Origin of the sequence: Paraburkholderia sp. A1BS-2L (assembly GCF_051125205.1) — a bacterium.
Lineage (GTDB): Bacteria > Pseudomonadota > Gammaproteobacteria > Burkholderiales > Burkholderiaceae > Paraburkholderia.
On record NZ_CP120432.1, the window covers coordinates 350,138 to 366,137 of the forward strand.

The 16,000-nt window shown below is 57.7% G+C and carries 11 protein-coding genes and 2 pseudogenes; 3 read left to right on the top strand and 10 right to left on the bottom strand.

From position 1 onward, the window contains the following. Nucleotides 1-39 precede the first annotated feature (39 nt). The 4 genes from P5W98_RS35465 to fdhA form a co-directional block, all read right to left on the bottom strand. Nucleotides 40-351 carry a recombinase-like helix-turn-helix domain-containing protein gene (locus tag P5W98_RS35465; protein WP_421028861.1) on the bottom strand — a complete coding sequence of 104 codons (312 nt, stop codon included), beginning with the start codon at nucleotides 349-351 and terminating at the stop codon, nucleotides 40-42. Further along, nucleotides 352-669 (bottom strand): non-heme iron oxygenase ferredoxin subunit, encoded by a 318-nt coding sequence (locus P5W98_RS35470; protein WP_421029108.1) that lies wholly within the window; start codon nucleotides 667-669, stop codon nucleotides 352-354. Between the two features lie 493 nt (nucleotides 670-1,162). After that, nucleotides 1,163-3,061, bottom strand: a complete 1,899-nt coding sequence (locus P5W98_RS35475) for a methyl-accepting chemotaxis protein (protein ID WP_421028862.1) — start codon at nucleotides 3,059-3,061, stop codon at nucleotides 1,163-1,165. Between the two features lie 445 nt (nucleotides 3,062-3,506). Further along, nucleotides 3,507-4,709, bottom strand: a complete 1,203-nt coding sequence (gene fdhA, locus P5W98_RS35480) for a formaldehyde dehydrogenase, glutathione-independent (RefSeq protein WP_421028863.1) — start codon at nucleotides 4,707-4,709, stop codon at nucleotides 3,507-3,509. Nucleotides 4,710-5,250: 541 nt separating this feature from the next. On the opposite strand from fdhA, the gene P5W98_RS35485 reads away from it, so the two are divergent. Continuing rightward, on the top strand, nucleotides 5,251-6,498 hold the full coding sequence (locus P5W98_RS35485; RefSeq protein ID WP_421028864.1) for an aromatic ring-hydroxylating oxygenase subunit alpha: 1,248 nt from the start codon (nucleotides 5,251-5,253) through the stop codon (nucleotides 6,496-6,498). Beyond that, entirely contained in the window at nucleotides 6,495-7,526 is a 1,032-nt protein-coding gene (locus tag P5W98_RS35490) for a flavin reductase family protein (protein ID WP_421028865.1), read from the top strand. The genes P5W98_RS35485 and P5W98_RS35490 overlap by 4 nt, the downstream gene beginning before the upstream one ends. 13 nt (nucleotides 7,527-7,539) lie before the next feature. On the opposite strand, the gene P5W98_RS35495 is transcribed toward P5W98_RS35490, so the two are convergent. After that, a complete protein-coding gene (locus P5W98_RS35495; RefSeq protein ID WP_421028866.1) occupies nucleotides 7,540-8,451 on the bottom strand; it encodes a LysR substrate-binding domain-containing protein in 912 nt (303 codons plus the stop codon). Between the two features lie 691 nt (nucleotides 8,452-9,142). Between P5W98_RS35495 and P5W98_RS35500 the strand changes: the two are divergent. Continuing rightward, nucleotides 9,143-9,322: pseudogene (locus tag P5W98_RS35500) on the top strand (IS110 family transposase); the annotation flags it as partial. A gap of 1,346 nt (nucleotides 9,323-10,668) precedes the next feature. On the opposite strand, the gene P5W98_RS35505 reads toward P5W98_RS35500, so the two are convergent. The 5 genes and pseudogenes from P5W98_RS35505 to P5W98_RS35525 form a co-directional block, all read right to left on the bottom strand. After that, entirely contained in the window at nucleotides 10,669-11,829 is a 1,161-nt protein-coding gene (locus tag P5W98_RS35505; protein ID WP_421028867.1) for a porin, read from the bottom strand. Between the two features lie 207 nt (nucleotides 11,830-12,036). Then, a complete protein-coding gene (locus tag P5W98_RS35510; protein WP_421028868.1) occupies nucleotides 12,037-13,512 on the bottom strand; it encodes a purine-cytosine permease family protein in 1,476 nt (491 codons plus the stop codon). Between the two features lie 24 nt (nucleotides 13,513-13,536). Beyond that, nucleotides 13,537-14,331, bottom strand: coding sequence for a creatininase (locus P5W98_RS35515; protein ID WP_421028869.1), 795 nt, complete (start codon nucleotides 14,329-14,331; stop codon nucleotides 13,537-13,539). Beyond that, nucleotides 14,331-14,564, bottom strand: coding sequence for a hypothetical protein (locus P5W98_RS35520; protein ID WP_421028870.1), 234 nt, complete (start codon nucleotides 14,562-14,564; stop codon nucleotides 14,331-14,333). The genes P5W98_RS35515 and P5W98_RS35520 overlap by 1 nt, the downstream gene beginning before the upstream one ends. Before the next feature lie 177 nt (nucleotides 14,565-14,741). Beyond that, a pseudogene (locus P5W98_RS35525) lies at nucleotides 14,742-15,991 on the bottom strand (YbfB/YjiJ family MFS transporter). Nucleotides 15,992-16,000: the final 9 nt, after the last annotated feature.

Below are 16,000 nucleotides of genomic sequence, written 5' to 3' on the forward strand. Positions count from 1 at the left end.
CTCCGGATGCGGTTGTCGGCGGGTCGACGCGTCTCGCGGTCATTTCGCGAGCGAGGCAATATCTGCGCGGAAGCGCTCGACGGTCCACGACGCGCCGTCCATCGTGCGAAAGCCGATGCGGTTCAGGCCCGCGACGACATCGTCCAATTCGACCGCGCCGGTCTCGAATACGCGTTCGAGCGCGTCACCGAAATCGTTCTCATATTCCGTGGGCTCGGCCTTCCGCGTCTGCCAGATGCGGTTCTCCACTTCACCCGGGATTTCAATCTCGCCCTTGCCCGCAACGTTATTCGGCGACGACGCTAGCCACGGCTTCAGAAAAGGATTGAAGTTCAGGATTGCTTCTTTCATTCATTCCACCTTGATCTGGATTTCCTCGCCGGCGAGGCGCACGGCGTACTGCTTCAGCCCGCGACCACCCGGTCCTTTCAGGCACTCGCCTGTTCTGATGTCGAATACCGCCTCGTGTAGCGGGCATTCGACCGTGCCTTCATCGACGAATCCCTGCGTCAACAGTGCATAGGCATGTGGGCACACGTTTTCTAGCGCGTACACCTCGTCACCGACACGATAGATTCCGATCTCCACGCCATCGGTCCGCTTGAACTCCATTGGCGTGTCTTCCGACAGCGCGCCGACGTGCCCGGCGCATACCCATTGTTCAGACATCTCCCACCCTTCCTTCAGATCGGCTCTCAATTACGTTCCAAGTGCGGAACATCGGTTTATGTGTGGCGATTATAGGAAGCGTGCACGACAAGAGAAACCGAAATATTGTTCACCACAGCATGACTTCAACGCATGCAGCGGGATCAGATAGACCACTTATTCCCTTGCAATTTCAGAAAACATTTGTTCCACATACGACGTTGTTTTCAAGATCCTTCAATTCAATCGCATTCCTAATAAATTGAGCGAAATAAGAAGCAACCACGCACGGATCAAAAACCCATACCAGAGTGCAAATGGAAGGGATCGGACGTGTAGTCATCCCCGGTAAAGATTGGAGCTGAAATCGATGTACTTGCTATCTATCAGGTCAACTTCAGACGATGAAGCACACGTTCCGCGCAACTGTTCGCCACGTTTAAGCGTGGCGTACAGATCTGCCTACGTTCTCACCTGCAAGGCGAACTCCGCCGCGCGTCGATCCAACGACCTGCTAGTCGGGATGTCGCAACTGGAACCCAGCTATAACCTCATTCAGTTGACGCCCCTCTCGTTCCAGCGAACGCGATGCGGCTGCCGCCTCCTCAACAAGTGCCGCGTTCTTCTGCGTGACATCGTCCATCTGAGCGATTGCAAAATTCACCTGCTCGATACCCCGGCTCTGCTCATCCGACGCCGAGGCGATCTCACCCGTAATGCTCGCCACCCGGCTGACCGCACGTGTCATCTCCGACATCGTCTGTCCCGCCTCGCCAGCGAGAACAAAACCCTGCTGAATCCTGGTCACCGACGAATCGAGCAGCTCCTTAATCTCCTTCGCTGCGACGGACGAGCGTTGTGCGAGGCTGCGTACCTCACCCGCGACGACCGCAAAGCCCCGCCCCTGCTCGCCCGCCCGAGCCGCTTCTACCGAGGCGTTAAGTGCGAGGATGTTGGTCTGGAACGCGATACCTTCGATCAACGTCGTAATTTCTGCGATATGACCGGAACTCTTGGTAATCGCGCTCATTGTGTGCGCAACCCGTTCGACGACGTCATTGCCGCAGTGCGCCACATCGGTCGCTTCAACAGCGAGCGCACTTGCTTGCCTCGCATTGTCGGCATTGTTCCTTACTGTCGACGTTAGCTGCTCCATACTGGCCGCCGTTTCCTCAAGTGCGCAGGCCTGCTGCTCAGTTCGCTGAGAGAGATCTGCGTTGCCTGCCGCGATTTCACTCGCGGAGATTCGTACGGTCTCACTGCTGGCACGGACGTCGAGCAGCACTCGGTTGAGTTTCTCGACGAACGCGTTGAATTGCATGGCCAATATTCCGACTTCGTCGCCACTCGTTACGGGAAGGCGGCGGGTCAAGTCTCCGTCTCCAGACGCTATCTCCTTCATTCCGTCCGCCAGTTGCCGAAGTGGTTCAGTCAGCCGGCGCCCCAACACGATTGTCAAAAGAAGAGATCCGATGATCAAAAGGACGCCACCGAACGTCAGGGCGAGGGTCAGGCGGTTTGCCGCGGCCATCATTTCCGAGCGCAGAATCAAACCGATATATTTCCACCCTAGGTCGGGCGACGTATAAACAACACTGTCGTAACGGATGCCATCCAGTTCCACCGAGCGTGCGCCGTTGGCGGTCTGCGCGAGGTCGCGATAGCCGCCACCGAGTTCCTTTATCGATTTGAAGGCGTTTGCGGGGTTGTGCGGGTCGACGAGCACGTTCCCACCGTCTTCGACAATCATCAGATATCCAGTGTGGCCAAATCGGACCTGCGCAACCATTTTTGCAAGACTGTTGAGCGAGATGTCCATGCCAAAGACACCTGTTGGCTGACCCTGTGCATTCCGGACAGGACGCACAAAGCTGATGACGGCCCCGTTGTCATCCCCAAATGACCTGTATGCAGGAGTGCGACGGACCTCCCCCTGTGACTGGATGCCTTTCTCATAAAATGGACGATCACGTGGATCATACCTGGTGTTCAGATTGCTCTGCGGCCATTGGATATAACCGCCCCACCGCGTTCCGAGGTAGACGTAGCGCAAATCCGCGTGGCTCTCGCCGAACTCCTTGAACAAAGAATATATCTGTGATTCGACACCCCCATTCTTGTCGGGCGTCATCGCACCGCCATGCATCAGGTAATTCGTCACCGTCTCGTCTGCGGACTGCACCAAAGGCGTGTTCGACACGAACATCACGTTATCGCGCATCAGTCTAAACATGTCCTTCAAACTCATGTCGATCTGACGGATGTGGCCTATGCTCGATTCGTTGAAGTTCTGTTCTGCCAGACGGCGGACATTGAACGTCGCAAACAAGGTAATCGCAATGATCGTTATGGTCAGAGCGGCGCCAAATATCAGTGTGAGCTTGACGGATATAGAATGTGCACGAACAGGCAAGATCCCTCCTGACGGATACCTATCGTTGATAGCATATGGTCCGTTTGTCGACCTTACGCGTGAAGGCTGAAAGCTGTGTGTAGGCGGCACCGGCACGACCGTCCGTTTACAGGGGCCAGTGCCCCTGGTGCCTACAAACGAACCGGAGTCGACTGGTGCCCGATAAGCCGTTGCGATGTCTCGCAGATGGAGTGCTGGCGTTTCGTTGCGCGCCCCGCTTGAGGGGCCAACCGGACCGCACAAGACACCACTGCTGCATCGGCTGCGTTCTTCTGGAGTGCGCTTTACCTGGAGGAATTCCTGCACCCCGAACCCACCACGATTTCTTTTCGAGAACGCGCCGGCCTATGACCGGCGTCAATTTATGTAACGTCACAAGGCTTGCCTTGTCGCAATGTTGAGACCCTATGCAGACGTTGGCTTCATCCAGTCAGATTCGAGCAGGTCATGCGGCAGCCTTAAGGCTGCCGTGCGGATCTATAACAAATTTCTTCGGCACGCCCGAATCGAATTCGGCATATCCGTCTGGCGCCCGGTCCAGGCCAATGACAGTGACATTGACTACATCTGCGATATTCAGGCGGTCCCAGAGGATTGCCTGCATCAGGCTTCGGTTGTACTTCATGACAGGGGTTTGCCCGGTGAAGAAGGAATGCGACTTCGCCCAACCAAGCCCAAGTCGAACGGAGAGGCTGCCTTTCTGTGCTGCTGTATCGCTCGCGCCAGGATCGTCAGTCACATACAGGCCTGGAATGCCAATCTTTCCGGCGACTCGCGTGACCTCCATCAGCGAGTTCAGCACTGTCGCCGGAGCCTCGACCTGAGATCCCGCGTGCCCATGTCCGCGTGCTTCGAAACCAACACAATCGATGGCGCAATCGACTTCGGGCTCGCCCAGCAAATTGGCAATCTGGTCTGCTAGCGGAGCATCTTCAGAAAGATCGACCGTCTCGAAGCCAACGCGTCTGGCATGCTCCAGCCGTTTGGGATTTACATCGCCAATGATAGTCACCGCGGCACCAATGAGCCTCGCAGATGCCGCTGCAGCAAGGCCAACGGGGCCCGCGCCCGCGACGTACACCGTGGCACCCGGAGCAACACCCGCCGTCACCGCTCCGTGGTATCCAGTCGGCAGGATGTCGGACAGGCAGGTGAGATCGCGAATTTTTTCCATGGCCCGATCCCGGTCGGGGAACTTGAGCAGGTTAAAGTCAGCGTAGGGCACCATCACGAATTCGGCCTGCCCGCCTATCCAGCCGCCCATATCGACATAGCCGTACGCACCTCCAGCGCGCGCGGGATTCACGGTCAGACACACGCCCGTATTCTGTGCCTTGCACATCGGACAGCGTCCACACGCGACGTTGAAAGGCACCGAAACGAGATCGCCCTTTTTCAGCGTGAGAACGTCTGAGCCGGTTTCGATCACTTCGCCCGTTATTTCGTGTCCCAGTACGAGCCCTGCCGGCGCAGTAGTCCTACCACGCACCATATGCTGGTCGGAACCGCAGATGTTCGTGGCAACAACCCGAAGGATGACCCCGTGACTGGCTTTGCGACCGGCCGGATCGGAAAGCTCAGGGAACGCGATACTCCGCACCTCGACCTTTCCGGGTTCCACATACACAACTCCACGATTTCCTGACATGACGCCTCCGAGATTGTTATCGCCGGGAATCGGGTGCGGTCCCTGCCACGACTGCCCTGACTCACAGCGGATGCAAAAGCTGCTCGATTTGAGCGGTGCCCGGCAATCATCCGAGCACGGAATCTCGTCGTCAAAGCAGTTTTTCTGAGCTACCGCATGCGGATTTGCATACAGCGGCCTGCGGCCCGGCACTGGCTGGCTTGCCGGACGCGAGTCACATTGCGGCGCCTTCAATGTATGAAATTGTGAATGCCATCGGTTGCTCACCGGAGCTGAAGAACGTACGCAAAACCGACGTCCCGGCGATCTACGGATTGCAATGAGACCAGCACAAAGCCTTTCCCGACTGGCTTACGCGCGCATTGTGGCTCAAACCAGTCGGCATGTGGCTGATGGCCAGGGTTACGGCAAGGCCCCGCCCATGACCAACAAAAATTCATGCAAGGCATCAGTTTTCATGGCTTGCAAGCCCCTCTTCCTGCAGGTCAAATCGGCAGGTGTATACGTTCCTTGACGCATTTCAACCAAACTGAACACCATCATGCTGTCGAACAGTCAACTTATCTCCCTTATCGAGTCACGCGTGAACGGACACTCGCTGCCTCAGCCGTTCTACACCGACGAAGCGGTATTCGAGCGCGACCTGGAACTGATCTGGGAGCGTCAATGGCTCCTCGCCGGCGTTGCAGCGCAGATTCCGAAACCAGGCAACTGGTTCACGCTTGAGGTCGGGTCCAGTTCTATTGTCGTGATCCGTGACCGCAGCAAGGAAATTCGGGCTTTCTACAATACTTGCCGCCATCGCGGCTCGAGGATCTGCGCCGGCGACAAGGGTTCGTCGGGGACGCTCGTATGCCCGTATCACCAATGGACCTATGGCCTGGATGGCAAACTGCTGTTCAGCAAGGAGATGGGTGGAGAATTCGATGCATCGCAATACTCGCTCAAGCCCGTGCATTGCGAATCGGTCGAAGGCTACATCTTTATCTCGCTTGCAGTGACGCCACCACCGTTCGAGGAATTCCGCAGACAGGTGTCGCCGTATATCCAGCCTCATGGTCTCGACAACGCAAAGGTCGCATTCGAGTCGACCATTGTCGAAAAGGGCAACTGGAAGCTGGTCCTCGAGAACAATCGCGAGTGTTATCACTGCACCGGAAGCCACCCCGAGCTTCTGCGCACGATTTCGGAGTTTGACGGACCAACGGACCCCAGATTCGGCGGCGAATACGCTCAGAAATGCGAGAAAGACGAAGCGCGCTGGACAGCCAACGGGCTGCCCTACAAGCCCATCGAAACCGACGAAGGCTATCGCATGGTCCGCGCCGCAATGGAGCGCGGAGTCTCCTTCACCATGAACGGTGACCTCGCCTGCACGAAGCTATTGGGCACCAACCTGGACGAGGACGTCGGCTCACTACGCTTGCTCCGCTTTCCGAATACTTGGAACCACGTCCTTTCGGATCACGCCATTGCGTTCAGGCTGCTTCCGCTCAGCGCCACGGAAACGCAGGTGACCACGTGGTGGCTGGTAAGCGCGGACGCCGCGGAGGGCGAAGACTATGACCTTGATAATCTCACCGCGGTCTGGAAGGCCACAAACGCCCAAGACCAGCGGCTTGTCGAGGCCAATCAACAAGGCATCAACTCCAGGGGTTATCAGCCTGGCCCATATTCCCCCCTCGTCGAGCGCGGCGTCACCGAGTTCATCGAGTGGTATCTGAGCACGTTGAAGACTGAGTTGAAGAGTAAGCCGAGGGCAATTGCTGTGGAGTGCATTGCAGAATGACGACGACCGCTTTCACCGATGCATTGTGCATTGGCATCAGGCGAGAGAACTGGAATGTAAAGACGTTCCAGTTCTCTCTCGCACAATCTCATGAATCTTTTCAGTTTGAAGCCGGGCAGTATGTCACGCTGGGGGTCGATACCGGAAACGAGAGGCTTTACAGGTGCTACACGATTTCATCCGTACCGGACACGCTTGGCAACACCACATTTGAGATTACCGTCAAACATTCACCGACCGGTGCCGTCTCGACATGGCTTCATAATAAATTGACTGTCGGTGAAAGCTTGCATGTCTCGCGGCCCGCTGGCGATTTTGTCTTGCCGGATAACCATGCGGAGCCACTGCTCCTTGTAGCCGGCGGCGTGGGTATCACACCGCTTATTTCGATGGCGCGGGCGATTCATGCCCAAGGCGAAAACTCGAACATTCAGTTCTTGCAGTTTGCACGGACGCCCGCCGATATCCTCTTTCATGAGGAACTGCTGCAGATCGGTCGCGCGTCCCGTGGCATTACTCCGCACTTCTACATTTCGGATGAAGTCGACGCGAAATTCTCCCCCGGGCTTCTTTCCAAAGAACTGCTTGACCAGGAAATTCCGGACTGGACCTCCAGGCAGGTGCTTTGTTGCGGGCCTGACGCGTTTATGTCCATAATGCGCACCCTGTTTCTCGAGAACGGGGGCACTGCACCCCGCTTTCATCAGGAGAGGTTTCAACTGCCTGAGCTGACACCCAAGCAGGTGCCAGGCTCCATGGGAATATCCAGAATCCGATTGTCACAATCGCTGCTAGAACTCAATTGCCCGCCCGGCACCACGATTCTGGATGCGCTCCATGCTCTCCCGAATGGACCCAAGATCCCCAACGCGTGTCGCTCCGGCGTGTGCGGAACGTGCAAACTTCGCAAGTTGGAAGGACAAGTCGAGATGAATCACAACGGCGGCATTACAGACGAGGAGGTGGACGAAGGGTACGTCCTTCCGTGCTGCTCCATACCGCTATCGGACGTAACCATCGAGTATTAGGCGACAAAGGCACCTATGCCCAGACACTCTGGTTCGCAAAATCAATCAGCCAATCCAGGAAAACTTTGGCGGGCGCACTGAGTTCCTCATTGTCCGCGTAAATAATGTATTCGGACAGGCCAGTCTTGACAGAGACGTCAAGCGGCCGAACAAGGAGCGCGCCCCTGTCTTCTTGCGGAACACCGTACGCCCAGGCGAGCGCCACCCCTTTTCCGCTGCAGGCAGCGCGATAGACAAGATCATAGTGGGATAGCGTCAGGCTCTTTCTCACAGCGCCAGGCTGAAAGCCCGCGCTCTCAAGCCACGTGTCCCACGAATTCGACTCCGCACTGTCGGAGTCGTATTCAATAAGTTCGCACTCGATCAGGTCCTGCACCGTCTTAATACCGTGGTTCCGCTGATAGGATGGGGCGCAAACCGGAAAAATCTCTTCCTCGAAGAGCTTGACTTTCGTTAGGTTTGGCCAATGGCCATCACCATATCTGATGGCAAGGTCGATTGGTTCGTGCCATGGGTCGATGGGCGAGTTGCTCGCCAGCACCCGGATATCAATGTTTGGATGCTGGCTGCGGAATTCGAAGATTGCGGGCATCAACCAGAAGTTCGCCATCGCATTGGTTGCCGCGATGGTTACGGTGCTGGTATCAAGCGCTTCGATCATCGTCACAGCTCGGCGAATCGAATTCAGGCTCTGTGCGATGGCCTGCTGGAAGATGAGCCCAGCGCGCGTAAGCTGGATCTCTTTGTGCCGTCGAGTGAAGAGCGGCACCCCCATGCGGTCCTCAAGGACCTGGATCTGCCTGCTTACTGCCCCCTGTGAAAGGTGAAGCTCTTCGGCCGCCTTGGTGAAGCTCATCAGTCGTGCCGACGCCTCAAAAGCAGAAATTGTGTTCAGCGGGGGCAACCGCTTGCGTGGGGTGGGCAACTCGCAGACTCCTAGGGCACGCGCCTAAAAATTGATCTAGGACAATGGCGCAAGCCGGACACTCTACTGCATTCAAAATTTGTATGCTACCGAATCTCGACGCACGTAGACCAGGGCATACCCTATGAGCACGTCAGCCACGACACGTATGACATACGGGGAATTCACAGCGATTCATAACGGGTTTGGCTAATTCCTTCTTGCATTAAAAGTTGCATGCATGCCCCCTTCCGGTCGACAAATGATTGCGGCAGCCGTGCGTCGCCGCGCCGACTGAAAATCGAGCTGAGAATGACTCGACAACCGCGATCCCGCGCCTCGTCGCGTCAAACATCGATGCCCCGGCCAGGGCGACGATCCGTCGATGTGGCGTCGCACGCGTTATTCCGATCTGTGCGGCAACCTCCGTCATTGTTCCGTCCGCCACGCGTAGCACGTCCACCGGAAGGCAACGCTCGCAACGTCGCGGCGCGTCGTCGTATTGGTGCACATAGCGCGCTCTGCTTACTCGATATGAGCCAGCCGATGGCCCCAGATCGCGTTCACTGAGACGAAATTGCGTTGGCTAACACGAGATTTAGTTGCGCGTGACAAGTGGGAAAGCAGTAGCTTGCGGCATTAGGAGACCGCGCCTAAGGAGGGGCTATAACTTGCGATAGCGTGAGCATGATCGTGGACAGCGAGCGCCGGATACATGCGCCGCCTGGAGAAGCGCATCGGCCGCCTCGCCGACTGGACCCGAGCGCTTCTGACTCGACGCCACTCAAACGTGGTGGCTTGCGCGCTGGCCAACAAGCTGGCTCGCACCGCCTGGGCGATCGTTGCCCGTCATACCGCCTTTGATCCGAGCCTTGCGACAGGATCGCCCTGACGAACGCAGGCTCACCATCAACCTATCTGCTTTTGCGACGACTGAAACCTGATGAAGTACGCGGCACACCGGCCTGTGGAACACCCCGGCAAGTAAAGAGGCTCCTGAAGCCGCCCAACTTTATGGGGACCGCGGGCGCGAACTTCATCGTGGCGCGGGGAGCAGTCCCCACAACGACGCCGGATAGAACTGAGCAAGCCAACACCGCATCAAGCATGGGGCGTTGCAAAACTGGGTGCGGACCATAGGTTTACTTGCGCTTGCACAAGTAAAGTTGTTAACACTGCGGTGCGATGCAAAATCTAACTCAGAGGCCCACCGCGTAAAGCGCAACAGCCGGTTTGCATTTCAATTAAAGTTGTTAATGGCAAAGGCCTCAGCGTCGACTAAAGTTGTTATCTAATCTACGACTTCAACTAATCTTGTTAACTACTGAACAGCGCCGGCGTAGCTGCGGACATGAGATTGTGCAACGGTCGCAGGAAGTGCCACAACGCATTGGCGCAAGCAGACCCATCGACGGTATGGGGACGAGTATTAACAACTTTAGTTGAAATCTATTAACAACTTTAGTTGTGCGAGCGCCGTGAGCGGTTGAAGTTTTCTCGAAAAATCGAAATCGACCTATTATGAAAAGTCTTCATATCTCAATATCAAAGACGTCAGCAATGTTCTTTCTGGCGGCGTTCCTCCAGGATACACGTCGTCTGGAAACGTCATGCAGCTTGCCAGGAAGTCACGCACGTATGACTCGTTCGATCACTCGGCTGGCAAGTGCGATCGCCGAAATCTACCAGGTACGCATGGCTGGCCGTTCTACACTCGGTGGATAGGGCCGCCATGTGCCGTCTTGCTGACGAAAAAAAAGCATTGCAACCTGCCCCGCCACATTGAATGTCCCAGCGTATGCATTGCGCGCCCGAGCGGCGCGCGTCCTTCTGAATCCAGTGAAGCCTACCTTGGCTGCGAACTCCGAAGCAAGCAAGCGCTTGGCCATTAGTCGCAGCGACGATGTAGGGCTAGCCATCGAATCTCTCCTTCATTGCAGTGGTGTTTGGGTGCCGCTGCTGCGGCACCTGTTTCCCGCTGGGATCCTGACGCGGCAAGGACGATGACGGTGTGCCGGCATCTGGCAGATCGCCCATTGAGTGTTCAACCAGTTTAAAGCGCTCCTGCACAGCAAGCGCACATCTCTACAAAAATCGTATGTAGCAGGTTTCCTGTGCCATACCAGGGACAGACGGCGGGTGTACACCAGATGCCCTCCGCCGCCGTCGACGGTGCTCATTTATGAATAAGATTTGAGGGACCCCATAACTTTGTCAGCCGCGTAAATTCTGCCGCACCTAAAAAGTGTGACGCATGCCCGCAGTCACCGCCACCTGCATATTCGTCGAAGCAGGTGACAGTGTATTGAGCATCGCATGCGAAAGAACCGAATTCGCTGGCGCACCGTGAACGTTCTGGTACGCCCCCTCGAGGTAAAAATCGGTACGTTTGCTGACAGCATAATCGCATTGGATCATGCCCGTGTTCCACCCCGGTGAGAAACCATTGTAGGCGCCATGCGTGTAGGTGTACGCGCCGGACACGCTAAGTGCGGGCGTCAGCGAATACTTCGCATTCACCTCATAATTGTCAAGACGCAACGATCCATCCAGCGTGCCTGCGGACGGATCGTTCGCCCCGAGATACGTGCCTGTGCCAAATGAAAGTACGCCTGCCGCGTTGTCAATCTGCGTGTGGCTCCATACGAGACCGACCGTGGCAGCGCCAAAGGTCAGGTTGCCTCCCAGCGACCAGATTCGCTGGCGTTGAGCGATGAAGTTAGCGCTGCCGTCATTCGTCGTCACCGCACCAGGTCCGGCGCCCGGATTGTTCAGCTGCAGATAGCCCGCGGCGAGATTGACCGGCCCCTTCGCGTAAGAGAGCGCGAACCCGTACGCGCGGTTGCCGGCAAAATTTCCTGGCTCGTTGCTGAAGGCATACATTGTCTCGAGCGTCGCGCCCAGATATGTCGGGCTGATGTATTTGACCGTGTTGTTAAAGATGACCGCGTTGGAGGCCAGGTTATCGTTATCGAACGGGTGGGCGGCAATACTGCCTCCCCAGGTGTTATATTCGGCAGACAGGGGCCCCACGAGATCGTTCACCACGTCGAACTGCCGGCCGAACATCAACGTCCCGTGGGCATCGCTTTGCATACCAACCAGGGCCTGCGACCCGAAACCGTCGCCAGGAAGTGCCTGTGCACCGTTGTTCAGCACAAAAGCCTGCTCGAGCCTGAATATGGCATGCATGCCTCCGCCGAGGTCTTCGTCCCCCTTCAACCCGAAGACGGTATTCTGGGTAGCGCTGCTGATCATCTGCCAGTTCGAATGACCGAGTTGATTATTGGTGTAGACAAGGCCCGTATCGATGAGACCGTACAGGGTGATGCTTGATTGTGCATGGGCACACACGGAAAACAGTCCGGATATCATCGCCCCAATCAGTATTCTTTTCATGGTATCGGTGCCAATTAATTAGTTATACGAATAATTATTTACGACGTTAGTGACTCGGCGACTTCACACACCGCACATCAGTAGAATGTTTCTCCAGATATGAGGCGATGCCTGGCACGAAAGGCGTCGTGAAAATTCGCGCTACCGTGCGACCCGCTCGATACGCGGGTCGCAGGATTACACAGGCATTTGAGCGCCGGATTGAACTCAGATCGAATGGGAAGGCACTTCTGCGCTGAGCGGAACGGGCGAGTTGGATTTTTGAAACAGCGGGTGACGACGCGCGAGCACGAAGTAAGTCAAGCCGGCCAGCAGCAGTCCAGCTTCAAAACTCAGATCCCCCCATCCCAGGACGTTGTGCATCAGCGGACTGACGTAGGTGGGCGAATTGGAAAACGCGACGCATGCCACGGTGCCTGCAATCAATGCGATGACTCCGGGCCAGAAGATCCCGCCGTTATACCAGTAGGCACCACTTCCCCATTTCATCCAGTCTTCCCTGCTATACCGTCCGCCGCGCATGAAGTAGTCGACGATGATAATGGCAGCCCATGGCGCAGTCCAGAACACCATGTAGTTCAAGAACACCTGGTACATGTCGAAGAACTGCCCGTAAAACACGGTGACGATCCGGAAGCACAGCGTGAAAAGCGCGATGATGGTTAGCGAAGTCACACGGTTGATTGGAATACGCAGGGCCAGCAGGCCAAGCCCGGCGGTGTAGCCGTTGGGCACGTTTGCTGCAATCCCCCCGAGGATGATCGCGAACAGGAGCGGAACGATGAACCACGTCGGCAGGAATCGGCCCAACTGGCTTACCGGGTCGTCACCGAGCGTGCCACCCAGCGCGGTCGCAAACAGCACGCCGATCACTTCGCAGAACACGAGCGCAACGAACTGGCCACCACCGGCCGCGAGCGCGATCTTCTTCCAGCTCGTTTCGGCCGGAAAATACCGGCTGTAGTCCGACGCGAAATTGGCCCAGCCGATCGGATAGGAAAAGACGATGCCCATCGCGATCAACCACGTGTTGAAAGTGCCGCCACCATGATTGATGGCGGACGCTGCCGCCAGGCTCGTATGTGGCAACACGAACGCGGCCAGCCCGCCGAACAGGATGGCCAGTGCCACAGCGATCCACTTCTCCGCCGCAATGATGGTCGCGTGCCCAAAGATCGCAAGCAGGATCTCCGCGGCAAGTATGATGGCCAGCGAGACCCACACCACCGCATGACTCTGAAAGCCTCCCATCTTCAACAAGGTTTCCAGCGCCTGTGTAGCGACCACGGAGTTGATCGAGAACCAGCTCAGCGCGGAAATGAGGCTCACGGCTTTGGGCAGGAACGAGCCCAGCTGGCCGAACGAGCTGCGTGAGGTCATGATGCCCGATGTGCCTGTGCGCGGTCCCATGATGGTCGTGAGACCGAGCACAAAGCAACCCAACAGATTGCCGACCAGGATCGCGCCGAGTGCCTGCCACAGCGACAGGCCTTGCGAAAGCGCAAGCGCACCTGTGACCACCACGACATAATTCGTGTTTGCGCCGATCCACATCTTGAACAGCTCGGCCGGCGTGCCGTGACGATCCTTCAAGGGGATCGGGTCTATGCCGTGCTGCTCCACGCTCCAGGCCTTGTCCGCCTCGACACCGTTGCGCGGTTCATGCTTTCCATGATTCGCCATTTCAATCTCCGGTTGCAAACACGTTCATTGAGCCGATTTTCTGCGGACCTCGAAAGCTTCGCGCAGCGCCTGTGCGATGCCCTCCACACAGACTTGGTACAGCAGTGCGCCCTTCTCCCCCGAGGCCGCCGCGGCCGACGAAAGGCACCCTGACGCGGGCGTCCATTCGGGAATCGGTGGAAAGACGTCGTAGGGCGGGAACGTGGCGGCAGCATGCCGGGGCACGCACGTCATGTCGACCAGATGCGGATGCAGGTGCAGCATCAATGAGGTCTCCAGTACGCCTCCGTGCTCGACCGCCCAGCCCGGAAAGCCATCTGGATAGATTCGTGCGATGGTCTCCTCGGTCACGAAATCCCAGTAGGACAGCATGACAACCTGAAAGTCATGGATTCCCTCCCAGCGCAATTCGCGAATGGCGAGATCCACGCCTTCGACAGCGAACATGGAGTTTTCGAAATGGCCGTTGACGAGGCAGATCTTGCGCGCGCCGTGGCGTGCGAACTCTTTCAGAACGTCCTTGACCGTCATGGAAAGCGTATGACCGTCCAGGCTCGTGGTGCCGCAAAGATGATTGCCGCCTCCGCTTTTCTGCTGCGATTTGTAGCCGTATGCGATTGCGGGCGCGACCATCGCGTCGATCCGGCGCGCCACCTCTTCCGAAATCGCCGTGGGCAGCAGCACGTCCGGATTCATCGACATATGGGGGCCATGCTGCTCCAGCGCACCGATCGGAATGAGGATGGTCTGCGCATCCTCCTTGATACGGCGTGCGTATTCAGGCCATGCAAGATCTCCGATTCTCACCTTTGCGTCCATCAACTCGTCTCCTTGTTTGAGTGAAATTGTGCAGCGACAAATAGTTGCGCGCGCAAATAATAAACAACCAGGCTTACGATGGCCATCGCGCTACGCGCATCGTTCGCCGCCAATCGTCGGCCAGCGCAAGCCGCAATGTTTCGCTGCTCGCGCGAATCGCGACGCGTCACGAACCAATGGTAGAAGGTGTAGCCTCCAGAAAATTTCCATTTGCGACAAGCGACTTTCTCCATTCGACATCAAGGGTAAACACCCGCCGGCCTTGTCGCCGCATCGGAAAGCGTCATGGCGCAAACGCAGGCGCCGGCAATGGGCGTTAGCCGCAACATTGCCGTTCCGGTGCGCGATGTGTGAAGGGGCCTGATCCAGGAAGCGTCCGGCGTCCAGCGTCGGGCAGACGCCTGGATGGATCAGGCGCGGCGTTTGAGGGGACGCTGGCACACTGCCAGCAGCGCGCCGACGAGCAGAACCGCAGAAGAATAGACGAGCCCGCGCGGGAGGCCCGCGCTGTCAGATACCCAGCCGATCGCGATCGGGCCTGCGATCTGGCCGAGCGCGAATACGATCGTGAACGCGCTGATGCCGCGCGTCCATTCGTCAGACGGAAGATTGTGTCGCACGAATGCGGTCGTCGAGGCGACGGCGGAAAGGAACGTCGAGCCGAAGATCACGCCGGAAATGGCTGCCGCCACGGGATGGGCGAATACGGCCGGCATCAGCGTCGCGAGGCCCAGTAGCGCATTGAACGTCGCCAGCGCGAGGCCGCCACGCGTGCGGTCCAGAAAACGCGACCGATGCGTGCCGACGCGACCGTTGCGCCCCCCAAGGCGATATAGAACGCACAGACGACGCCCTGGCTCATGCCTTCGCTGCGCAACAGCGCAACGATGAACGTCATGTAGCCGATATACCCCACGCCAAAGAGGCCATATCCGCCCAGTGCGGGAGCATAGCCCCACCATGCGGTCCGCTGCCCGACTGCACCGCCTGGCGCACGCGTGACGCCTGTGCCCATCACATCGATGCGGCGCGCGGCGCCGCGCGCGAACAGCGTACAAGCCGCGCAGGCGGCGGCCAACGCGAACCATGCAGGCTGCCAGCCGTGCGGCACGGAACGCACCGTGGCCGGCACGAAAATGGACGACAATACAATGCCATATCCTGTCCCGCCGTAATAGAGGCCCAGGATCAGTCCGCCACGGCGCGGCACGGCTGTCGCGAGCCGCGCCGCCAGAACACCACCACTGATAAAGATGAACGCACTGCCGACGCCAGCCACGAGCCGCTGCGCGAACAGCATGGACGTGCCGGACACGAGACCACACAACGCCGTCAGCACGATCACCGCATAGGCGCCCGCAACGAACAGCGTGCTGGGCGCTCGATGGCGGGCGAGCCAGGGGAACATGGCCGCGCCGATCAGATAGCCCGCCGCGTTGGACGTGTTCATCGCGCCGGCCTGGGCGAAACTCCATCCCAGGTCAGCCTTCATCGCCGGCAGGAGCAAGGCATAGGAAAAACGCACGAAACCCAGGGCCATCGCGCTGCCCAGCGACAGGCGCACAGCCAGCCAGAGCGACGCAAACGACTCGCTATCCTCGAGATGTGCCGGCGCCGCCTTGATACGCCCGGCAGTCGGGTTGTCGGTATTCGACTGCATCCAGGTCGG